The following is a 22270-nucleotide window of genomic DNA, read 5'->3' on the forward strand; positions in this document are numbered from 1 at the left end:
ATTATCTGGTTGTTTTATCTATAAAAATCATAAGACAGTGGAGTGCGAAGAGGCCGCCATAGAAGCACGTCTGCGGATAATGTCTGGCGAGGGATAATCACTCGAATGAATAATAAAAATAAAATGTGACGTAACGAAACACTTACTCGAAAGGATTGTTTTTATGGATGGTTTTGCAGGAGTCATCGATTTATGGCACGCCTTAGAATAACGAATCGAAATATTCCCGGGCGTGGGCAGACCATAAAAACGCCGCGCCAGGGCGCGGCGTAAGGATGTAAGTACTCAGCGTATCCAGCGTGCGCATTGCTCGCCGTTGACCCAGAGCGTGCGGTGCTCGCCTGGCGGCATCGTCACCTCAAGCGCCTCCCATGCCGGGTGATAATCCCCTTTGGCGTCGATAGTGAGGTGTACCGCCCCGGCGGTGCAGGTCATTTTCCAGTTAACCCACAGCGCGTTGCCCTGCTGATACCCCCAGGATTCGCCGTCATCCTCAAAGAGGTGCCCCGTGGTCTCGCCGTTGCCTTGTAAGGGGAAGAGCATCAGCGTGCGGCGATTATCTGCCTGCGGGCTGACGTGGCGCAGGCGCTCGCTTAGCGGCAGGCCCGCGCCTGCACGCACCAGCAGCGGCAGCCGTTCAAGCGGCGCATCAAGCGTGACCGTCTGACCGCCTGCGAACCAGTGGCCGGTGTGGAAATCGTACCAGCCATGATCGTTGGCCGGCAGCCAGAGCGTGCGGGTACGCGCGCCGGGCTCCACCACGCTTGCTACCAACAGGTCGCGGCCCAGCATAAATTCATCGCACTCGTTAAAGGTCCGGGCGTCGTGCTCGTGGTCAAGGAAAGTCGGGCGCAACATCGGCTCATCGTCGGTATGCGCCTGCCAGAGCAGGGTATACAGATACGGCAGCAGGCGGTAGCGCAGTTCAATGGCGTGGCGGACAGCAGGCGTCACCGCCGGATACATCCACGGCTCGTTGACGGTGTGATCGTCATTCCAGGAGTGAATGGTAAAGCGCGGGTGCATCACGCCGTTTTGTACCCAGCGGACAAACAGCTCAGCGTCCGGTTTATCGCCGGAGAAACCGCCGACATCATGACCGACGTTATAAAGCCCCGAGAGACTCATGCCGAGTCCCATGCGAATGTTGTAGCGCAGCGTCTGCCAGCTGGTGCGGTTATCGCCGCTCCAGGTTTGCACATAGCGCTGCATCCCGGCGCAGCCGGAACGCGAAATCAGGTACGGGCGTTTTTCCGGTGCGAAGGCCTGCTGCGCCTCCATCGATGCGCGCATCATTAAGAGCGGCATCACCGGGCGGATGTGCTTAATCGCCACCGGCTCGCCGAAGCCGTGACAGCGCGCCTCGTCGTCCCAGACTTCATATTCGTTGTTGTCATTCCAGGTAGAATCGATGCCCATCTCCAGCAACTGCGTGGTGACGCCGTTCTGCCACCAGGCGACGGTCGCCGGGTTGGTGAAATCAAGGTGTGAGCCTTCGTCATCCCAGAAGCTTGAGCGCTCCGGCGCATCGCTTTCAGAATCGCGGATGAACAGTCCCTGCTGCGCCACTTCCTGATAGCGCGGGTGATCCTGAAGCAGACAGGGTTTAATGTTCGCGGCAAGTTTCAGCCCCGCCTCGTGGAACGCCTGACTCATCGCGGTGGGCTGCGGCACCTTGTCGTAGTTCCAGTTAAAGACGTAACGCTTGTTGTTGATGGACGTATAGCCCGACGAGAGCTGGAAGGAGTCGCACGGAATGGCGTGCTCCTCGCACAGGCGGATAAAGTTCATCAACTGGTTCTGCGCATCCGGCGCGTCGGTGTAATGCATCGTTGAGCCGCTGTAGCCGAGGCTCCATTTCGGGCCGAAGAGGGTTTTGCCGGTCAGCCGGACAAACGCTTTCGTGACATCCAGCACACGCGGGCCGACAAACAGGTAGTAGTCGATGTCGCCCGCCTGCGCCTGCCAGCGACGGTAAGGCTGGTGATAGTTATCTATCTCGTTGCCCAGATCCAGCCAGCAGCTGCTGAGGTTGTCGTAAAAGAGCCCAAAACTCACCGCGTCGCGGCGGGTGATGGTGAACGGAATATGCTTATAAAGCGGATCGGTGCTGGCGGCGTTATAGCCCATCGCATCGAGGTTGCGCATCTCGAAGCGGCGCCCGGTGCGTTCCAGGTCACCGGCTTTTTCGCCAAGCCCATAATAGCGATCGTCTTTCTGGCGGCGCTGATAGTGCGCCACGCCGTCGCCGTGTGCGTTGAGCAGATAGGCGCTGGTGGGACGGTCACAGGTCAGGAACTGCCATTCACCCGCATCGTCACGGTAGTGCCACTCCAGCCACAACGGTTGGTGCACCGTAACCCGCAACCGCTCGCTGGTGATGGTCAGTCGCTCCGGCGTCTCGTCAAGCGTAAAGCCCGGCAGGCTAAAGCCTGCGAGACTGTCGCGCGGACGGCCTTCCCAGGGCGTATCGCGCTCGGGGGCAATGCTCCAGGTGCGGTTTAGCGAGAACGCGCCGCGACGCTTCACCGCCACGCGGAACAAGCCTTGCTCCAGCACCCACAGGCACAGGGTATGGCTGTCATCCACCGTCAGTTCAACATGGTGGTCATCTGAGTGGGTAAATCTCCAGTGTTTGAGGGTTTTCATTCGCATCTTCCCTATGAAACGCGCTTGTTACGGCGCTCGGCAATAAAGGCAACCAGGAACATCGCACCAATCAGGTCGAAAAAGCCCATGGCCACAAACAGCGGGTTAAAGCCGATTTTGTCGGCGGTGACCCCGATAATCAGTGAGAACAGGAAGCTTGCGATCCACGCGCACGAGCCGCGCATACCGTTCACGGTGGCCATCTGGCCGCGATCGAAGGATTCCACCACCAGTGCGCTCAACATGCAGGAGATAATCTGATGCCCGAAGCCGCCGATGGAGATAAGGATGATGGTGATGTACGGGTCGCGCGTCAGCGTGACAATCGCGAGCGACACCATCAGAAACGCGCCGGTGACGGAGCTTGCCACCACGGAGTTAACCCGCGTACAGCCGAAGAGGCGCACGTACAGTTTGGTGAGGTAACCGCTCGCGACCGAGCCTAAATCGGCGGCAAGAAACGGCAGCCACGCGAACATGGCTATCTGCTTCAGATCCATGTTGTGCTCTTTGGCAAGGTACAGTGGCACCCAGAAGCTCATCACCGCCCAGGCGGGCTCGGCCATAAATGCCGGAATGGCAATGCCGTAAAAGCGCTTGTTTTTCGATACGTTTTTCAGCGCGGTCAGGAAGGGCAGGCGCACTGGCTCCGGTTCATTATCCTGACGGATAAACGACAGCTCTTCCTGGCTCAGGCGCGGATGACGCTCGGGATTGTGATAAAAGAGCCACCACAGTACGACCCAGCACAGCGCCAGCACGCCGGTAAAGAGAAACGCGCCCTGCCAGCCGAAGGAGATATGCGCAAAGTAGATAATAGGCGGGGCCAGCATCGCGCCAATGGAGAAACCAACGCCCGCCCAGCCTGCGGCAACCGGACGCTCTTTTTTCGGGAACCATTCGCCCAGCGTTTTGGCGTTGGCAGGCGTTGCCGCTGCCTCTGCCGCGCCCATAAAGAAGCGCAGGATAGCGAGATGCAGCCAGCTGCCTGCGCCAGCGTGGAAAATACACATCAGCGCCCAGAGCGAGGCGCAAATCATAAAGCCGAGCTTGAGGCCAATCACGTCAATCAGCCAGCCGCAGAGCGGTTGAAACAGGGTATAGGCGAGCTGGAACGCGCCTACGATGTAAGAATACTGTTCGGTGGTGATGCCCAGGCTTTCTTTAAGCTCGGGGGCGAGGATCCCAAGCGAGTTACGGGTGATATAGTTGACGGTCACGCCCATCAAAAACAGCACCAGCACCCACCAGCGCAGGTGACGGATAGCACGGCGGGAACGGGTTTTTACCGCGCCAGCGTCCTGGTTAATGCTCTCACTCATTTATTCTTCTCCACGGTTCGCCTGACATTCATCGGACTGGTATAACAACTTGCATTCCGGCAGCGCCGAAAACCACAGCAGAGACCGTTATTTATTTGAATTAACACAATATTTGTAGGGTATTGTCGCTCAGTAAGTCGTTAAAGCTGTGCGACAACCTGAGGGTAGAGCAGCGTCTGGAATGGTAGTAGTCTCTTTTATGCAATAATTTTCACCAGAACGGTCTTTCGCGTCAGACGAGGGCGTGGTACTACGGATATATCGTATAAATCCTCTGTGAAAATTTTTTCATTTCACAACCGGAGATGGATCACAAAATGAGTAAAAAGCTCCAGGTGGCCCGTATTGCCGAACAAACTGGCCTGTCGCTGAGCACCGTTTCCCGGGTGCTGGCGGGCAAAGCCAATACCAGTGAAAAAGCGCGGCGCAAGGTTAAAGCGTGTGCCCGCGCGCTGGGTGTGCTGGAGGATATGGCGGCAGGGCGACTACTACTGAACAGCCTCGTGGTGTTTGCGCCAAGGCGCGCCTTTGATGAGCGCTCGGACATCTTTTATTACCGCGTTATCCAGAGCATCAACAAAGCGCTGGAGCCTCATGAAGTGCGGTTGCGCTACTGCGCGCTGGAAGAGAACGACGCTGACGCCAACCTGTTTCTCGCGCGGATGAATGAACCGCAGACCGAAGCGGTGCTGCTGCTTGGCATTGACGATCCGCACATCCACGATCTGGCGTTCGATGTCGGTAAACCGTGTGTGCTTATCAATTGCCGCGACCGCAAAATGCGCCTGCCCGCCGTCGCGCCGGATCACCGCGCAATTGGCGAGAACGCGGCGCGTTATCTTTTTGAAATGGGGCACCGCGAGGTTGTGAATCTCCTGTGCCTGCGGCGCTACACGATGGAGTTGCGCCTTGCGGGGATCCATGACGCCTGGGAGGCAGAAAATCTCGCGTTTGATGAAAAGCGTCACCTGCTGGCGGCGGCAGATTTCAGCGCCCGCGGCAGTGAGGCACTGGTGACGCGCTTTCTTGCCGAAACGCCGCCTGCTTCGTTGCCGAGCGCGCTGCTCGCCGGCGGCGATTTCATGGCGGCGGGCGCGGTGAAGGCGCTGCAAAATGCCGGGTTGCGGGTGCCGCAGGATATGTCAGTGATGAGTATTGACGCTTTTAACCTGGCGGCAATAGAAGATGTTCCGCTGACCGCCGTACATGTCCCGCGCGACGCGCTGGGTGAAGAGGCGGTGTTGATGCTGCAACAGCGGCTTATTCGCCCGCAGGCGGCGGTAGGCACGCTGTTGCTTAATGGGGCACTGGATGCGCGCGAATCGGTGCGCCGCGTGCGGCCTGGGCGGGGCAGAACCAGCGTGCAGCGCGACGGCCTTTACGATTAACCTGGGTCGCCGCAGACCTCACAGTGCGGGTTGCGCGCCAGTTTCATTTCACGAAACTGCGTGCGCAGCGCGTCATACATCACCAGTTTCCCGGCACACGGCTCGCCGTAGTTCGCCAGCACCTTGATGGCTTCCATCGCCTGGAGTGTACCGATTACGCCGACGAGCGGCGCCATCACGCCCGCTTCGACACAGGTCAGCGCATTGTCGCCAAACAGACGGCTCAGGCAACGGTAGCACGGCTCGCCAGGCTTCCAGGTAAAGACGCTGATCTGGCCTTCCATGCGAATAGCCGCGCCGGACACCAGCGGCACCTTATGGCGAAAACAGCCCGCGTTAAGCTGATTGCGCGTCGCCACGTTATCGGTGCAGTCCAGCACCAGATCGTGACGCGCGATAAGGGCCTCAAGCGCCGCCTCATCAAGTTGCGCGTTGACCGTTTCGATAACACAGTGCGGGTTGATGGCGCTTAGCGTCGCGCGCGCGGAGTCGACTTTCGGCTGACCGATAGCCGCATCGCGATGCAACACCTGACGCTGCAGGTTTGAGAGGGTGACTGTGTCAAAGTCGAGCAGCGTCAGCGCACCAATGCCTGCCGCGGCGAGATAGGGCGCGGCGGCGCAACCCAGCCCGCCGAGCCCGACGATGAGCACACGGGCGGCTTTGAGCCGCTCCTGGCCGTCGAAATCGAAATCGCGCAGGATGATTTGCCGGTTATAGCGCAGCATTTCCGCATCGCTTAACGCCTCGGTCATGTCAGCCTCCGAACAGGTGATTAAACAACTCGACATCCACCCATTCGCCAGGCTCAACGTGGCCGCGTTCGCGCTCCAGCACGATAAAGCAGTTGCCCTGGGTGAACGAGCTGAAAATGTGCGAGCCCTGATGGCCGGTGCTGACGACCTCCGGCTGGCCGTCCGCGCCGGTGCGCAGGATGCCGCGCTGGAAGTCGAGCCGTCCGGGCGATTTTTTCAGCCGTTCTGCGGCGCGTACACGCAGACGCGGCGCCTGCACGATGTCACGGCCGCTCAGTTTTGCGAGCAGCGGCTGCACCAGCTGATAGAACGTCACGGCAGCGGAAACCGGGTTGCCCGGCAGGCCGCAGAACCAGCTACTGGCGAGACGGCCAAAAGCGAACGGTTTCCCCGGCTTGATGGCAAGCTTCCAGAAACCGATTTCGCCCAGTTCTTCCAGCAAGGTTTTGGTGTAGTCAGCTTCGCCGACCGAGACGCCGCCGGAGCTAAGGACCAGATCGGCCTCGCGGTCGGCTTCAAGAAACGCGGCGCGCAGGGCGTTCGGATCGTCACGAATAATACCAAGATTGATAACGTCGCAGCCGAGCGCTTCAAGCATCAGATGCACCGCGAGACGGTTAGTGTCATAGATTTGACCTTCCGCGAGCGGCTGGCCGGGAAGCTGAAGTTCATCGCCGGTCGAGAAAATCGCGACGCGCGGTTTGCGCACCACGTCCACTTCGGCAATACCAAGCGAGGCAAGCAGCGGCAGCTCAGCGGCGCTTAGCTTCTGGCCTGCGCGCATCACGACGGCGTGCTCGCGAATATCTTCACCGCGACGACGAATGTGCTGCCCTGCGCGCACCGGCGCGCTAAAGCGCACATCCGCGTCGCTGGTTTCGGCCTCTTCCTGCATAATGACGGCCTCGCAATCCGGCGGCACTGGCGCGCCGGTCATGATGCGAATCACGCTGCCTTCTGGCCACTCGCCGTGGAACGGCTGCCCCGCGAATGCTTTACCCGCCACCGGCAGCCACTGGCCGCTTGCGAGATCGGCCAGGCGTACGGCGTAACCGTCCATCGCGGCGTTATCAAAGCCCGGGACGTCCAGCGGCGAGGTTATCGCACGCGCCGTCACACGGCCCATGCTCTTTAATAGCGGCAGCGTTTGCGTCTCCGTCAGGGGAACGATGCGGGAGAGCATCTCCTCAAGGGCGGTTTCCAGGGACATCAGTCCAGCGGTCGGTTCCATCTTTCACTCCAGCGCGACAGTCACAAAGCGCCTATTATGACAGAAAGCGCGCAGGGGTTGCAGGTTTCGCCGCCCGTCTCGTCCGGCGGCCTTTACATCACATTTACCTCTTTCTATATTCAAAATTCGTCTGAACCAGCGGCAACGATAATGATATTTATAGAAAAAACGCAGCCGCCCCAGCACAATTGCTGCTTTGCATTCTGAGCATCACCCCCAAACCCGTGAGGAACCGTAGTGCCTAAAGAAGACGTATTGCCTGAAGAGCAGGTGTTGTCGGTTTCCGGCCTGAGCGTGCGCTTTAAAGATGAAGGAGAGCCGACCCAGGCCGTGCGCCAGCTCTCCTTTAGCCTTAAGCGTGGCGAAACGCTGGCGATTGTCGGCGAGTCCGGCTCGGGGAAATCGGTCACAGCGCTCTCGCTCATGCGTCTTATTGAACAGGCGGGGGGCGAGATGGAGAGCGGCCCGCTGCTGTTGCGCCGGCGCAACCAGCAAGTCATCGACCTGCGCACGCTCAGCCAGAAGCAGATGCGCGACGTGCGCGGCGCCGACATGGCGATGATTTTTCAGGAGCCGATGACCTCGCTCAATCCGGTGTTCCCGGTGGGCGAGCAGATAGCCGAATCCATCCGCCTGCATCAGGGTTTTAGCCGTGAAAAAGCGATGCGCGAAGCCAAACGTATGCTCGACCTGGTACGTATTCCGGAATCGGAAGCGATGCTGGAGCGCTTTCCGCACCAGCTTTCCGGCGGCATGCGCCAGCGCGTAATGATAGCCATGGCGCTCTCCTGCCGCCCGGCGGTGCTGATTGCCGACGAACCGACGACCGCGCTGGATGTCACCATTCAGGCGCAAATCCTCCAGCTTATCCGCGTCTTGCAGCAGGAGATGTCGATGGGCGTGATTTTTATCACGCATGACATGGGCGTGGTCGCCAATATGGCTGACCGGGTGCTGGTGATGTATCAGGGCGAAGCGGTGGAAACCGGCACCGTCGAGGCGATTTTCCGCCGCCCGGAACACCCTTACACGCGCTCGCTGCTGGCTGCCGTGCCGCGTCTTGGCGCGATGAATGGCACCGATCTGCCGCGTAAATTCCCGCTCAACCAGGCCCCACGCCATGAGATGGACCCGCCCGAAGCCGAACAAGACACCGTGGTGCCAGAGAGCGAGCCTATTCTTCAGGTGCGTGACCTCGTGACGCGCTTTCCGGTGCGCAGCGGTATCTTCAATCGCGTGAAGCGGGAAGTGCATGCGGTGGAAAAAGTGAGCTTTGATCTCTGGCCTGGCGAAACGCTGTCGCTGGTGGGGGAATCGGGCTGCGGGAAATCGACCACCGGGCGGTCACTGTTACGCCTGGTCGAGACGCAGGGCGGCTCGATTACCTTTTGCGGCAAACGCATCGACACGCTCTCTGACAGCGCGATGCAGGCCGTGCGCCGCGATATGCAGTTTATCTTCCAGGATCCGTACGCCTCGCTCGATCCGCGACTGACGGTTGGCTACTCGATTATGGAACCGCTATTGGTGCATCGCCTTCTCGACGGGGATGCGGCGCGCAAGCGTGTGGCGTGGCTGCTGGAGCGCGTGGGGCTCAAGCCCGAGCACGCCTGGCGCTACCCGCACGAGTTTTCCGGCGGTCAGCGTCAGCGCATCTGTATTGCGCGCGCGCTGGCCCTGAACCCGAAAGTCGTCATTGCCGATGAGTCGGTCTCCGCGCTGGATGTCTCCATCCGCGCGCAAATTATTAATTTGCTGCTCGATCTGCAGCGTGATTTTGGCATTTCGTTTCTGTTTATTTCGCACGATATGGCGGTGGTGGAGCGCATCAGCCATCGCGTGGCGGTGATGTATCTCGGACAGATTGTCGAGATAGGCCCGCGGCGCGCGGTATTTGAAAACCCCCAGCATCCGTACACCCGCAAGCTGATGGCGGCGGTGCCTGTGGCCGACCCCGGCCATCCGCGACGCCAGCCGGTATTGCTGCTTGATGAGATCCCAAGCGCCACGCGGCCGCTAGGCGATGAGCCGTTTATCGCGCCGCTGGTGCAGGTGGGGCAGGGCCATTACGTGGCGCGTCATCCCGTCGGGGCGACGGATCACCATTTTTAATTTTCAGGCAAGGCTTTCAGGAGAAGACTATGACACAACGCATCGCACGTCGGTGGTTCACCGCGGCAGGGCTGGCTTCTGCGCTTGCCGTCGCACCCGCCTGGGCGGATAAAGACATTGTCGTGGCCGTGGGCTCAAGCTTTACCACGCTGGACCCTTATGACGCGAACGATACGCTCTCGCAGCAGGTCGCCAAATCGTTTTATCAGGGGCTGTTTGGCCTTGATAAGTCAATGAAAGTGCAGAACGTACTGGCAGAGCGCTATAGCGTGTCGGATGACGGGCTGACCTATACCGTTAAGCTTCGCAGCGGGGTGAAGTTCCAGGACGGCACCGATTTCAACGCAGAGGCGGTAAAGGTCAACCTCGATCGCGCGAGCAACCCTGAAAACCACCTTAAGCGCTACAACCTGTATAAAAACATCGCCAGTACTGAGGTGGTAGACCCGACGACCGTGAAAATCACCCTCAAGCAGCCTTTTTCTGCGTTTATTAATATTCTCGCACACCCGGCCACGGCGATGATTTCGCCTGCGGCGTTGAAAAAATATGGCACTGAGATAGGCTTTCATCCGGTCGGCACCGGGCCGTATGAGCTGGTGACCTGGAACCCGACCGACTTTGTGAAGGTGAAAAAGTTTACCGGCTACTGGCAGCCGGGGTTGCCGAAACTTGACGGTATCACCTGGCGCCCGGTCGTGGATAACAATACCCGCGCCTCGATGCTGCAAACCGGCGAGGCGCAGTTCGCCTTCCCAATCCCTTACGAACAGGCCGCGCTGCTTGAGAAAAACAGCAAGCTGGATCTGGTCGCGTCACCGTCGATTATGCAGCGTTACATCAGCATGAATGTGACCCAGAAGCCGTTCGACAACCCTAAAGTGCGCGAGGCGATTAATTACGCCATTAACCGCCAGGCGCTGGTGAAAGTGGCGTTTGCCGGTTACGCGACGCCTGCCACCGGTGTCGTGCCGCCGACGATTGAATTCGCCGAGCAATACCAGCCGTGGGCGTACAACCCTGCGAAGGCGCGAGAGCTGCTGAAGGAAGCGGGTTACCCGAATGGCTTTAGCACAACGCTCTGGTCGTCCCATAATCACAGTACCGCCCAGAAGGTGTTGCAGTTTACGCAGCAGCAGCTGGCGCAGGTCGGAATTAAAGCGAAAGTCACGGCCATGGACGCCGGGCAGCGGGCCTCGGAAGTCGAAGGCAAAGGGCAGAAAGAGAGTGGTGTGCGGATGTTCTATACCGGCTGGTCAGCCTCGACCGGTGAGGCCGACTGGGCGCTGTCACCGCTGTTCGCGTCGCAAAACTGGCCGCCTACGCTCTTTAACACGGCATTCTACAGCAACCCGGCCGTGGACAGCGCGCTCGCCGATGCGCTGAAAACGACCGACAAAGCCCGTAAAGCTACGCTGTATAAAGCGGCGCAGGACACGCTATGGGCCGAGTCGCCCTGGGTCCCGCTGGTGGTGGAGAAGCTGGTGTCGGCGCACAGTAAATCGCTGACCGGGTTTTACATGATGCCGGACACAGGGTTTAGTTTTGAGGATGCGGATCTGAAATAAGTATGCCTCTCGCCCTAACCCTCACCCCGGAGGGGTGAGGGGCTTGCCCCATAACCACAGAAGAAAAAAATCATGAAGGAAAATAGGGTTTCGCATGTTTAGCTACATCATAAAACGCCTGCTGGGGCTTATCCCGACGCTGCTTATCGTGGCGGTGCTGGTGTTTTTGTTTGTCCATCTCCTGCCGGGTGACCCGGCACGGCTGGTGGCCGGGCCAGAGGCAGATGCAGAGGTCATCGACCTGGTGCGTCACCAGTTGGGGCTCGACCAGCCGCTGTGGCAGCAGTTCTGGCACTACATCAGCAACGTGGTGCGGGGCGATTTTGGCATGTCGCTGGTATCACGTCGCCCTGTTTCGGAAGAGATAGCCAGCCGCTTTATGCCCACCTTCTGGTTAACACTCGCCAGCATGAGCTGGGCCATGCTGTTTGGACTCGCCGCCGGGATTATCGCGGCGGTATGGCGTAACCGCTGGCCGGACCGGCTGAGCATGACGCTTGCGGTTTCCGGCATCTCCTTTCCGGCCTTCGCGCTCGGTATGCTTCTCATGCATATCTTTTCGGTGCAACTGGGCTGGCTGCCGACCGTAGGGGCCGACAGCTGGCGGCACTACATTCTGCCGTCGCTGACGCTTGGCGCCGCCGTGGCCGCTGTAATGGCGCGCTTCACCCGGGCGTCCTTTGTGGATGTGCTGGGCGAAGACTATATGCGGACCGCGCGCGCCAAAGGCGTGAGCGAAAAATGGGTTATCCTGAAACATGGCCTGCGCAACGCCATGATCCCCGTCGTCACCATGATGGGGCTGCAATTCGGCTTCCTGCTCGGCGGTTCTATCGTCGTGGAGAAGGTGTTTAACTGGCCGGGGCTGGGGCGTCTGCTGGTGGATTCGGTGGAGATGCGCGACTACCCGGTCATTCAGGCCGAAGTATTGCTGTTCTCGCTGGAGTTTATTCTTATCAACTTAGTGGTGGATGTGCTCTACGCCGCCATTAACCCGGCTATCAGGTACAAGTAAGGATGCGACTTTTCAACTGGCGCCGACAGGCGCTTTTAAACGGCATGCCGACCGTGCGCCCTCAGCAGACGCGCACGCCGTGGCATGAATTCTGGCATCGTCTGAAACGCCAGCCGGTGGCGCTGGTCGCAGGCGGCTTCGTAATCTTGTTGATAGCTCTGGCGCTGTTTGCCCCGTGGATAGCGCCGTTCGACGCGGAAAACTATTTCGATTACGACCGTCTGAACGAAGGGCCGTCGATGGTGCACTGGTTTGGCGTCGACTCGCTGGGACGTGATATCTTCAGCCGCGTCATCGTAGGCGCGCGGATTTCGCTCGCCGCCGGGGTGTTCGCGGTTCTGACCGGCGCGCTGACTGGCACCGTGCTCGGGCTGCTCGCCGGGTTTTACGAAGGCTGGTGGGACCGGGTGATCATGCGTATCTGCGACGTACTGTTCGCCTTTCCGGGGATATTGCTCGCCATTGCGGTGGTCGCGGTGATGGGCAGCGGGATGGCGAATGTGATTATCGCGGTGGCGATTTTCAGTATTCCGGCGTTTGCCCGTCTGGTGCGCGGCAATACGCTGGTGCTTAAGCATCAGACATTTATCGAATCGGCGCGCAGCATCGGGGCATCGGATATCACTATCCTGTTTCGTCATATCCTCCCAGGAACGGTGTCGTCGATTGTGGTCTATTTCACGATGCGTATCGGCACCTCGATTATTTCCGCCGCGAGCCTGTCATTTCTCGGTCTCGGCGCACAGCCGCCAACGCCGGAGTGGGGGGCAATGTTAAATGAAGCCCGCGCAGATATGGTGATGGCGCCGCATGTGGCGATTTTCCCGAGCCTTGCGATTTTCCTGACGGTACTGGCGTTTAACCTGCTGGGCGACGGGTTGCGCGACGCGCTGGATCCGAAGATTAAAGGATAACGGCGGGGCGGCGCTGCGCTTACCCGCCACTGGCGCTTAGGCCCCAATAAAAAAGGCTGCCATTGGCAGCCTTTTTTGATGCAGAGCACCTTAAACCAGGCTGCCCCACAAATCGTATTCGTCGGCGTTTTCCACCTTCACGCGCACCACGTCGCCCGGCTTCAGTGTGGTTTCACCATTCAGGTACACCGCGCCGTCGATTTCCGGGGCATCGGCCATGCTGCGGCCAATCGCGCCCTCGTCATCCACTTCATCAATGATGACCAGGATCTCGCGGCCGACTTTTTCCTGCAAACGCTCGGCGGAGATCTGCTGCTGCAAAGCCATAAAGCGGTTCCAGCGCTCCTCTTTTACTTCTTCCGGTACCTGATCCGCCAGCTCGTTGGCGGTTGCGCCTTCGACCGGGCTGTACTTAAAGCAGCCCACGCGATCCAGACGCGCCTCTTTCAGGAAATCCAGCAGCATCTGGAAATCGTCTTCAGTTTCGCCAGGGAAGCCGACAATAAAGGTCGAACGCAGGGTCAGTTCCGGGCAGATTTCGCGCCACTGCTTGATGCGCGCCAGCTGGCGGTCAACCGAGCCCGGACGCTTCATCAGTTTGAGGATACGCGGGCTGGCGTGTTGCAGCGGAATATCGAGATACGGCAGGATTTTGCCTTCCGCCATCAGCGGGATCACATCGTCAACGTGCGGGTATGGGTACACATAGTGCAGACGCACCCAGACGCCGAGCTTCGCGAGCTGTTCGCACAGGCTCACCATGCTGGTTTTCACCGGCGAACCGTTCCAGAAACCGGTGCGGTGTTTGACGTCAACGCCATAGGCGGACGTATCCTGCGAAATCACCAGCAGCTCTTTCACGCCCGCTTCCACAAGGCGTTTCGCTTCGGCCAGCACGTCGCCAATCGGACGGCTGTCGAGATCGCCGCGCATCGAAGGAATAATGCAGAAGGTGCAGCGATGGTTGCAGCCTTCGGAAATTTTTAAGTACGCATAGTGGCGTGGCGTCAGCTTCACGCCCTGTTCCGGCACCAGACTCAGGAACGGGTTATGCTTCGGTTTCGGCACATAATGATGAACATGTTGCAGCACCTGCTCGTAGCTGTGCGGCCCGGTGATCTCCAGCACCTTCGGGTGCACTTCGCGGATCTGATCTTCTTTAGCGCCAAGACAGCCGGTCACAATTACCTTACCGTTTTCGTTCAGCGCCTCGCCGATCGCCTCCAGCGACTCCTGCACCGCGCTGTCGATAAAGCCGCAGGTATTGACGATAACCATATCGGCGTCGTCATAGCGTGGCACCACGTCATAGCCCTCGGTGCGAAGCTCGGTCAGGATGCGCTCAGAGTCCACCAGGTTTTTCGGACAGCCAAGAGAAACGAAGCCAATCTTCGGCTGCTGCATTACATTGCTCATAGGTCAAAAATTCATCATTTATGGAGTTATCAGGGCGGGGATTTTACAGAGGTTGGTGGGAAATTTGTACTGGTATCTTCTGCCTGCCGCTGAGTTAAAGTTTTTGTAAAAGTCCGCCCGCCGTACGGGCCGCTGGCTACCCTTAATCGGGACGACCAAAAGGAGAACGCCATGCCGCTACGCTCGCCCTGTTTGCTCGCGCTACTGCTCGTGGTGAGTAGCGCTGCCTCTGCGCTACCTGCAAAGGTGGACGTGCTTGCTGATAAACTCGACCATCCATGGTCTCTCTCGTTTTTACCCGGCGATCAGGGGGCACTTATTACGCTTAAAAAAGGCGAGCTGAAACGCTGGCAGCCGGATAAAGGGTTATCTGCCGCGATAGCGGGCGTGCCGACGGTCTGGCATCAGGGGCAGGGTGGGTTGTTTGATGTTGTGCTGGCCCCTGATTTTAACGAAAGCCGTCGCGTCTGGCTGAGCTATGCCGAAGCGGGCAGCGATGGTAAAGCGGGCACTGCCGTCGGCTACGGCCGTCTGAGCGATGACCTGCAGCGGCTGGAGAATTTCACAGTGGTGTTCCGCCAGGCCCCGAAGCTCTCTACCGGCAATCACTTTGGCGGGCGTATGGCGTTTGACGGCAAAGGGCATCTCTTCATCGCGCTGGGTGAAAATAACCAGCGCCCAACGGCGCAGGATCTCGACAAGCTACAGGGCAAAGTGGTGCGCCTGACGCAGGACGGCGAAGTACCGAAAGATAACCCGTTCGTTGGCAAGGCAGGCGTGCGCCCGGAGATCTGGTCCTACGGCATCCGTAACCCGCAAGGACTGGCGCTAAACCCGTGGAGCCAGACGATATGGCTTAACGAACACGGCCCGAAGGGCGGCGATGAAATCAATATTCCGCAGGCCGGAAAAAACTACGGCTGGCCGCTCGCGACCTGGGGAATTAACTACAGCGGCGAGCCTATTCCGGAAGCCAAAGGCGGTGAAGCGCCGGGCACCGAGCAACCGCTGTTTTACTGGAAAGTGTCGCCCGCAGTGAGCGGGATGGCGTTTTACAACGCCGATAAATTTCCGCAGTGGAAAAACAAATTGTTTATTGGCGCGCTCAAAGAGCAGAACCTTATTCAGTTGTCGGTAAACGGCAATAAGGTAACGGAAGACGGGCGATTGCTGGCACGTGAGAATCAGCGCATTCGCGATGTGCGTGTGGGGCCGGACGGTTATCTCTATGTGCTGACCGACGAATCCGACGGTCAGCTGCTGAAAGTCAGCCCGGCCTCGTGATTAGCTCACCGGGATCATAACGATGTGGCGAAACGCCGGGCGCTCGGTGAGTTGCTGATACCAGCGCTCAAGATGCGGGCGTGGCGTCCACTCAAGGCCAACATTAAAGAGATTATAGATGTGCGGCGCGGGGGCCATATCAGCCAGACCGAACGCATCGCCGGAGAGCCACGGCGTTTTCGCAAGCTCGGCGTCTAGAATACCGAACAGCGCGTCGCACTGCTTTTTGCTTTCATCAATCAGCTTCTGGTCGCGCTGCTCGGGCGGCGTCCGCACCAGGCTAAATACCACGCCGCGGTGGGGGCCTGGCAACGTGCTGATAGCCCAGTCCATCCATTTTTCGCCACGGGCGCGGGCAACAGGCGATTCCTGCCACAGGCGGCCCTGGCCATACTGCGCCGCCAGATAGCGCACAATGGTGTTAGATTCCCACAGTACCAGCCCGGTTTCGTCGTCGCGCAGGCACGGCACCAGCCCGTTCGGGTTCATCGCCAGATAATCCGGATCGTGATTTATGCCATATTTTCCCCCCGCCGGGATGCGGTTGTACGGCAACTCTAACTCCTCCAGACACCACAGCACCTTCTTCACATTCGTGGAATTTTCTCGACCCCAGACGGTTATCATGACTTGCTCCTTTGCAGATGGCTGATGCCGTGACCGCGATGACGCGCCACGCCGTTCTTCTCATGGTGGAATAATCCCGTTGCTTTAGCAACCGCCTGAAAAAGCCGTCTCGTTGTGCCGGTTTGTGACCGAAAAGATGAAACTTTAAAAACTTTACCCGCACGCTGTTTCATTGAAAGCATTTGTGCGTTATTACTCACCTTTTCACCGATACGGTTGATTTGTAGTAGTTTCTGGAATGGATATTCAGGTGGCTTTTATGACCTCACTCACACGCTCCGGCGCTTGTCGCGTGTTTGCTCTCGCAGGCGCGTTTCTCTTCGTTGCTCTCCCCGCCGCGCACGCGGCCGATCCTATCGCACCTGCGGCGCCCCCGGTCGACGCCCGCGCATGGATCCTGATGGACTACCACAGCGGTAAAGTACTGGCGGAAGGCAATGCCGATGAAAAGCTTGACCCGGCGAGCCTCACCAAACTGATGACCAGCTATGTCGTAGGCCAGGCCATTAAAGCAGGGAAAATTCATCTCACGGATAAAGTGACGGTCGGCAAAGATGCCTGGGCGACCGGCAACCCGGCGCTGCGCGGCTCCTCGCTGATGTTCTTAAAACCGGGCGATCAGGTATCGGTTGAGGATCTCAATAAAGGGGTGATCATTCAGTCCGGCAACGACGCCAGCATCGCTATCGCCGATTACGTGGCGGGCAGTCAGGATGCGTTTGTCGGCCTGATGAACGGTTATGCCAAACGCCTTGGGCTTACCAATACGACTTTCAAAACGGTGCACGGCCTTGATGCGCCGGGGCAGTTCAGTACCGCGCGCGATATGGCGCTGCTTGGCAAAGCGCTTATACACGATGTGCCAGACGAATACGCGGTACATAAAGAGAAAGCGTTCACGTTCAACAATATTCGTCAGCCGAACCGCAACCGTCTTCTGTGGAGCACCAGCATGAATGTGGACGGCATGAAAACCGGCACCACGGCGGGCGCTGGCTATAATCTGGTGGCCTCGGCGACACAGGGCGATATGCGCCTGATTTCCGTGGTGCTGGGCGCGAAAACCGACGGCATCCGCTTTCGCGAATCCGAAAAACTGCTGACCTGGGGTTTTCGTTTCTTCGAAACCGTGACCCCGATTAAGCCCGATACCGCTTTTGTAAGCCAGCGCGTCTGGTTTGGCGATACCAGTGAGGTGAAGCTTGGGGCGGGTGAAGCTGGATCGGTGACTATCCCCAAAGGCCAGTTAAAAAACCTCAAGGCCACTTATACGCTGAATTCGCCGCAGCTGACGGCGCCGCTGAAAGCAGGCCAGGTGGTTGGCACAATCGATTTTCAACTCAACGGTAAGAACATTGAACAGCGTCCGCTGGTGGTAATGGAAGCCGTCAATGAAGGCGGCTTCTTCAGCCGGATGTGGGATTTTGTCCTGATGAAATTCCATGAGTGGTTCGGCGGCTGGTTCTCATAACCGCACGCTCCCGCGAGCCGGGAGCGTCTACCACAGCACCTCAACGTTTACTGACTGCGCCCAGGCGATAAACACGTCATCAGGCATCCGGTCAGTTACCAGCGTATCGAAGGCTTCAAGCGGCCCCATACAGGCGGGCCGCACCTGCCCGAATTTACTGTGATCGGCCACAATCACATGACGCTGTGCCATCTCCAGTGCCCAGTGTTTCACCGGCAATTCATCAAGGTTAAAGCAGGTCGCGCCATATTGCGGATGCAGACCAGCGGCTGAAAAGAAAGCGATATCGGGGCAGAGATTACGCAGCGTTTCCTGGAAATTCAGCGGCTTGAAAATCGCGTTGCTGGCGTGGAACTCGCCGCCGCAGAGGATAACGCGGCAGTGCGGTTTCTCCTGCAGGGCGAGGAACGTATTGAGTGAATAACAGATGCCGGTAAAGGGCAGAGCGTCGTCCAGCGCGTCGATAATCCACGGTGTGGTGGTGCCGCAGTCAAAAAAGAGCGTCTGGTGCGGGCGCGCCAGCGAAGCCGCGAGCCTTGCGGCGTGGCGCTTCTCCTCGACCAGACGGGTCTGTTCGTCGCTTAGCAAGTAGCGGCTCACCGTCACCCCGCGCGGCTCCAGCACAATGTAGCCGCCAAGCAGCGTAACCGGCGCATCGTGCCCCTGGAGATCGCGGCGAATCGTCATCTCAGAGACCCCAAGCAGCGTGGCCGCCTCTTTCAGATGCATTTTATCCTGTCGCTTTAGCGCCTGTAGCAGTTGCGCTATTCGCTCGTCACGCCGCGTTTCCATATTGCCTCATGCAAAACCAGGCGCCACGCCCGTCGCGCGGCGCCTGAAAAGTCATGCAATCTTACCTGCGGCCCTGCGGTTAGTCACGCACCCAGCCTTTGCGGATAGGCAGCGCGAAGCACAGGCGATAGAGCTGGCGCAGCCCGCGATAGAGCGGTTCGCCAAACGGCGTCCAGAGGATCTGCGCGCTCAGGCAGGCGAGTATCGCCACCAGCAGACCGCCGGCCATATCAAGCGGCCAGTGGACGCCCAGATACACGCGAGACCACGCGATAGCGCAAGCGACGGCCATAAGTACCAGCCCTGACCAGACGCGATGCCAGAAGAGAAACGCCAGCGCGAAGGTGAAAATGACGGTGCCGTGGTCACTTGGGTAGGAGTCGTCCGGCGCGTGCGGCAGGAACTGATGACCAAGGCCGACCACAAACGGGCGCGGGTGCGGAAACAGGTGCCCGGCAATCCAGGAAACGGCGAGACTAATGAGCAACGCCAGCGCGAATTTCACCACCAGCCTGCGCTCGGTGGGGCGCCACAACCAAAGCACGACGGGCAGCAGCGGCACGATGGAGATGAGATCGCGGGCGATAAAGATCGCGAAAGCAATAAGCCAGCCTGGCGAGGCTGGCGTGGCGTTGATTTGCAAAAACAGAAAATGATTCAGCGCTTCCATCATAGGGTTGCGGGTTCCTTATTCAACAAAGTGGTGGTCACGCCCCACGTCACCACCTGAGTGAGCCACACCCACCAGCCTGCCCACAGGTTATGGGTGAAGAAATGTGCGCCGCGCATCACCTGGCCGAAGCCCATCGCGAGCCCCAGCATAACGCCTGCCGCAAGCGCGAGCCGCGCGAGCCCGGGATGTTCACGCTGCAGGCCAAACCAGAGCGCCATCACCATAAACCCGCTGGAGGCATGGCCGCCGGGGAAACAACGTCCCGGGCCGCTGCCGTCGGGCACCGCGCTAAAGAGCGGATAAGAGAGCGCCTTTCCGCCATACTCAACCAGATCCCACGGACAGCTGTGATGGCTGGTGGCTTTAAGTACGCCGACGACGGCGGTCCCAAGCCCCATCAGCAGCGCGACCATTATCCAGCGCGGATGACGGCGGATCAGGCCATACAGCAGGCTCCCCACCGCCATCGCGATAGCGCAATATTTGGCGAGCCGGTGGTTGAGCAGATCAAGCCAGGGGGTGTCCTGCCAGGGGAACTGCTGCGCCGTGGCGTCAAACCACATTGCCGTCAGCCAGCGGTCCAGGGCTTCGTTGCGAGAAAGCCAGGTAAAGAGCACACCAAGCGCCGTTAATAGCGCAAGCTGACCAACATAAAAGCGTACGGGCAGACGGTAAAGGGAGATTGTCTTATTTATCCGGGGTCTGGCGGGCCAGAAAAGCGGAATAAAGGTGCGCATCGCGACGCCCTCGGCGAGCTGAAAACGGCCAGCATAAAGCGGCTAACTTAAGAAAACCTTAAACAAGCGGAGGGCAGGCGCGCCGCCGCTCGTTTGTCGCACATAATTCACTATCGCGTGGCGCAGCAATTCATTACACTCAGCGCGATTTTATGGATGGATGACTCATGCAAACTCACGCAAACCGAACCGGACGTCTCGGACGCCAGGCGCTGCTGTTCCCGCTCTGCCTGGTCCTGTACGAATTCTCAACTTATATCGGCAACGACATGATCCAGCCGGGCATGCTCGCGGTCGTCGAACAATACCAGGCGGGCGTGGAGTGGGTGCCAACCTCCATGACCGCGTATCTCGCAGGCGGCATGTTTTTACAATGGCTGCTCGGCCCGCTCTCTGACCGCATCGGCAGACGGCCTGTCATGCTGGCGGGCGTGGTGTGGTTTATCGTGACCTGCCTTGCGACCCTGCTGGCCCAGACTATTGAGCAATTTACGGTGCTGCGCTTCTTGCAGGGCATCAGCCTGTGCTTTATCGGCGCGGTGGGGTATGCGGCTATTCAGGAGTCGTTTGAAGAGGCGGTGTGCATCAAGATAACCGCACTGATGGCGAACGTGGCGCTGATTGCGCCGCTACTTGGGCCGCTGGTGGGCGCCGCCTGGGTGCATGCCGCGCCCTGGGAGATGATGTTTGTACTCTTCGCTGCGCTTGCCGCCATCTCGTTTTTCGGCCTGTGGCGCGCGATGCCGGAAACCGCCACCCGGCTTGGCGAAAAACTGTCGCTGCGTGAGCTGGGTCGCGACTATAAAGCCGTGCTGAAAAACCTGCGTTTCGTCTCCGGCGCGCTGGCGATTGGTTTTATCAGCCTGCCGCTGCTGGCCTGGATTGCCCAGTCGCCGGTGATTATCATCAGCGGCGAGCAGATGAGCACGTATGAGTATGGTCTGTTGCAGGTGCCGATTTTCGGCGCGCTGATTGTCGGCAATCTGCTGCTGGCGAAGCTGACTGCGCGGCGTAGCGTGCGCTCGCTGATTATCATGGGCGGCTGGCCGATGATGATTGGGCTGGCGCTGGCAGCGCTCGCGACGGTGCTCTCATCCCATGCCTATCTCTGGATGACCGCAGGGCTGAGTATCTACGCCTTCGGCATCGGCATCGCCAACGCCGGGCTGGTGCGCCTGACGCTGTTTGCGAGCGATATCAGCAAAGGCACCGTGTCCGCTGCCATGGGCATGTTGCAGATGACCATTTTCACCGTGGGCATTGAGGTGAGCAAACACGCCTGGATTATCGGTGGCAACGCGCTGTTTAATCTTTTCAGCTTCGCCAGTGGCCTGCTGTGGCTGGGTCTGATGGTTATCTTCCTGAAAGATAAAACCGTTGGCGCCAGCCGGGGAGGGTAAGGCGTCAGGCGGCGGCCCAGACGGGCCGCCGTATCAGGCGAAAGGCGCTTCACCTTTCAGGATTTTATCGATGATAGCCAGCACTCCCGCCTGATTGTTGGCAGGCGCGCGATACTGCGCCACCTTGTGAATAGCCTCCGGCGCGTTTTCCATCGCAAATCCAAATCCGGCGTGGCGCAACATTTCAACATCATTGCCGCCATCGCCAAATGCCACGACGTCATTATCCCCAATGCCCCAGCGCTGTTGCAGCAGGCGGATGCCGTTCGCTTTATGCAGCCCCGGAATAATGAGATCGATAGAGCCATGGCCGCTGGAAACCGGCACCATAATGCCCTCAAGCGCCTCGGTCAGCGCATCCATGGTTTTCAGTAAATGCATGTCCGGCAGGTTCAGCGCGAACTTAAAGAAAATGTCTTTTACACAACGCAGGTCATCAACATATTGCAGGCGATGGTAGTAGCGCGCCGCCATTTTCTTAAAGCGCTCATCGTAACGGTTAAGCGTATAACCGCTGTTTTTGCCGCAGGCGATAATCTCCAGATCCTCCATCGTCAGCAGGTGGGAGATGACATGACGGTACTGCTCCTCAGTCAGCTCGCCATTAAACACATCCTCGCCCTCGCACACGACCCATGCGCCGTTTTCGGCCACAAAGGCTATCTCGTCGGCAATCTCCGGAAAGAACGACACCAGCTGGTAATACTGGTTGCCGCTTGCCACCACAAAGCGAATGCCGCGTGCCTTAAGCTCTGCGTATTGGGCGAGAAAGCGCTCGCGCGGGTAGGTCTTGTCGTCGCTTAAAAATGTGCCGTCCATATCCACGGCGATTAACTTCACTGCCATAAACGCTCCTTAAGGATTTTCCAGGCCAGACACCCAAAAAGTGCGCATACCGGCCGGTTAACATAAGCTA

19 protein-coding genes are annotated in these 22270 nt (G+C 58.8%); 8 read left to right on the top strand and 11 right to left on the bottom strand.

Annotated elements, in window-relative coordinates:
- Positions 1-285: 285 nt before the first annotated feature.
- Complete coding sequence (locus AFK62_RS06615; protein WP_007664511.1) at positions 286-2649, bottom strand: glycoside hydrolase family 31 protein; 2364 nt, start codon at positions 2647-2649, stop codon at positions 286-288.
- 11 nt (positions 2650-2660) lie between these two features.
- Positions 2661-3971: an MFS transporter gene (locus AFK62_RS06620; RefSeq protein WP_007664513.1), complete on the bottom strand. Its 1311-nt coding sequence runs from the start codon at positions 3969-3971 to the stop codon at positions 2661-2663.
- Between the two features lie 317 nt (positions 3972-4288).
- Between AFK62_RS06620 and AFK62_RS06625 the strand changes: the two genes are divergently transcribed.
- On the top strand, positions 4289-5359 hold the full coding sequence (locus tag AFK62_RS06625) for a LacI family DNA-binding transcriptional regulator (RefSeq protein WP_007664515.1): 1071 nt from the start codon (positions 4289-4291) through the stop codon (positions 5357-5359).
- Here AFK62_RS06625 and moeB read toward each other — a convergent pair.
- Both moeB and moeA read right to left on the bottom strand, forming a co-directional pair.
- Positions 5356-6114 (bottom strand): molybdopterin-synthase adenylyltransferase MoeB, encoded by a 759-nt coding sequence (moeB, locus tag AFK62_RS06630; protein WP_032983903.1) that lies wholly within the window; start codon positions 6112-6114, stop codon positions 5356-5358. The genes AFK62_RS06625 and moeB overlap by 4 nt on opposite strands.
- 1 nt (position 6115) lies before the next feature.
- Positions 6116-7345: a molybdopterin molybdotransferase MoeA gene (gene moeA / locus AFK62_RS06635; protein WP_053531793.1), complete on the bottom strand. Its 1230-nt coding sequence runs from the start codon at positions 7343-7345 to the stop codon at positions 6116-6118.
- Between the two features lie 270 nt (positions 7346-7615).
- Between moeA and gsiA the strand changes: the two genes are divergently transcribed.
- The 4 genes from gsiA to gsiD all read left to right on the top strand — a co-directional run bounded on the left by gsiA (position 7616) and on the right by gsiD (position 12954).
- Positions 7616-9457 (top strand): glutathione ABC transporter ATP-binding protein GsiA, encoded by a 1842-nt coding sequence (gsiA, locus tag AFK62_RS06640; protein ID WP_369834745.1) that lies wholly within the window; start codon positions 7616-7618, stop codon positions 9455-9457.
- Positions 9458-9486: 29 nt separating this feature from the next.
- Positions 9487-11025: a glutathione ABC transporter substrate-binding protein GsiB gene (gene gsiB / locus AFK62_RS06645; RefSeq protein WP_007664522.1), complete on the top strand. Its 1539-nt coding sequence runs from the start codon at positions 9487-9489 to the stop codon at positions 11023-11025.
- A 94-nt stretch (positions 11026-11119) separates the two neighbouring features.
- Positions 11120-12040, top strand: a complete 921-nt coding sequence (gene gsiC / locus AFK62_RS06650) for a glutathione ABC transporter permease GsiC (RefSeq protein WP_007664524.1) — start codon at positions 11120-11122, stop codon at positions 12038-12040.
- A 2-nt stretch (positions 12041-12042) separates the two neighbouring features.
- Positions 12043-12954, top strand: coding sequence for a glutathione ABC transporter permease GsiD (gene gsiD, locus AFK62_RS06655; RefSeq protein WP_007664526.1), 912 nt, complete (start codon positions 12043-12045; stop codon positions 12952-12954).
- A gap of 90 nt (positions 12955-13044) precedes the next feature.
- Here gsiD and rimO read toward each other — a convergent pair whose 3' ends face one another.
- Positions 13045-14370 (bottom strand): 30S ribosomal protein S12 methylthiotransferase RimO, encoded by a 1326-nt coding sequence (gene rimO / locus AFK62_RS06660; RefSeq protein ID WP_007664529.1) that lies wholly within the window; start codon positions 14368-14370, stop codon positions 13045-13047.
- Positions 14371-14541: 171 nt separating this feature from the next.
- Here rimO and AFK62_RS06665 point away from each other — a divergent pair, with 171 nt between their 5' ends.
- The gene (locus AFK62_RS06665; RefSeq protein ID WP_007664530.1) at positions 14542-15654 is read left to right on the top strand and encodes a PQQ-dependent sugar dehydrogenase; all 1113 of its coding nucleotides are present in this window, start codon (positions 14542-14544) and stop codon (positions 15652-15654) included.
- Here AFK62_RS06665 and AFK62_RS06670 read toward each other — a convergent pair whose 3' ends face one another.
- Positions 15655-16281, bottom strand: a complete 627-nt coding sequence (locus tag AFK62_RS06670; protein WP_007664532.1) for a glutathione S-transferase family protein — start codon at positions 16279-16281, stop codon at positions 15655-15657. It lies immediately after the preceding gene.
- Positions 16278-16481: a hypothetical protein gene (locus AFK62_RS22785; RefSeq protein ID WP_129232754.1), complete on the bottom strand. Its 204-nt coding sequence runs from the start codon at positions 16479-16481 to the stop codon at positions 16278-16280. Before AFK62_RS22785 ends, AFK62_RS06670 begins: the two co-directional genes overlap by 4 nt.
- Positions 16482-16540: 59 nt before the next feature.
- On the opposite strand from AFK62_RS22785, the gene dacC reads away from it, so the two are divergent.
- A complete protein-coding gene (gene dacC, locus AFK62_RS06675; RefSeq protein WP_032983904.1) occupies positions 16541-17752 on the top strand; it encodes a serine-type D-Ala-D-Ala carboxypeptidase in 1212 nt (403 codons plus the stop codon).
- A 27-nt stretch (positions 17753-17779) separates the two neighbouring features.
- Here the strand turns inward: dacC and deoR are convergent, their stop codons facing one another.
- The 3 genes from deoR to AFK62_RS06690 form a co-directional block, all read right to left on the bottom strand.
- Positions 17780-18544, bottom strand: coding sequence for a DNA-binding transcriptional repressor DeoR (deoR, locus tag AFK62_RS06680; protein ID WP_007664538.1), 765 nt, complete (start codon positions 18542-18544; stop codon positions 17780-17782).
- Between the two features lie 79 nt (positions 18545-18623).
- The gene (gene ybjG / locus AFK62_RS06685; protein ID WP_007664540.1) at positions 18624-19217 is read right to left on the bottom strand and encodes an undecaprenyl-diphosphate phosphatase; all 594 of its coding nucleotides are present in this window, start codon (positions 19215-19217) and stop codon (positions 18624-18626) included.
- Entirely contained in the window at positions 19214-19954 is a 741-nt protein-coding gene (locus AFK62_RS06690; RefSeq protein ID WP_007664542.1) for a phosphatase PAP2 family protein, read from the bottom strand. The genes ybjG and AFK62_RS06690 overlap by 4 nt, the downstream gene beginning before the upstream one ends.
- A 167-nt stretch (positions 19955-20121) precedes the next feature.
- Between AFK62_RS06690 and AFK62_RS06695 the strand changes: the two genes are divergently transcribed.
- Entirely contained in the window at positions 20122-21354 is a 1233-nt protein-coding gene (locus AFK62_RS06695) for an MFS transporter (RefSeq protein WP_053531794.1), read from the top strand.
- A gap of 33 nt (positions 21355-21387) precedes the next feature.
- Here AFK62_RS06695 and AFK62_RS06700 read toward each other — a convergent pair whose 3' ends face one another.
- Positions 21388-22200 carry a Cof-type HAD-IIB family hydrolase gene (locus tag AFK62_RS06700; protein WP_007664546.1) on the bottom strand — a complete coding sequence of 271 codons (813 nt, stop codon included), beginning with the start codon at positions 22198-22200 and terminating at the stop codon, positions 21388-21390.
- Positions 22201-22270 lie beyond the last annotated feature (70 nt).

This window comes from Cronobacter condimenti 1330 (genome assembly GCF_001277255.1).
Taxonomy (GTDB): domain Bacteria; phylum Pseudomonadota; class Gammaproteobacteria; order Enterobacterales; family Enterobacteriaceae; genus Cronobacter; species Cronobacter condimenti.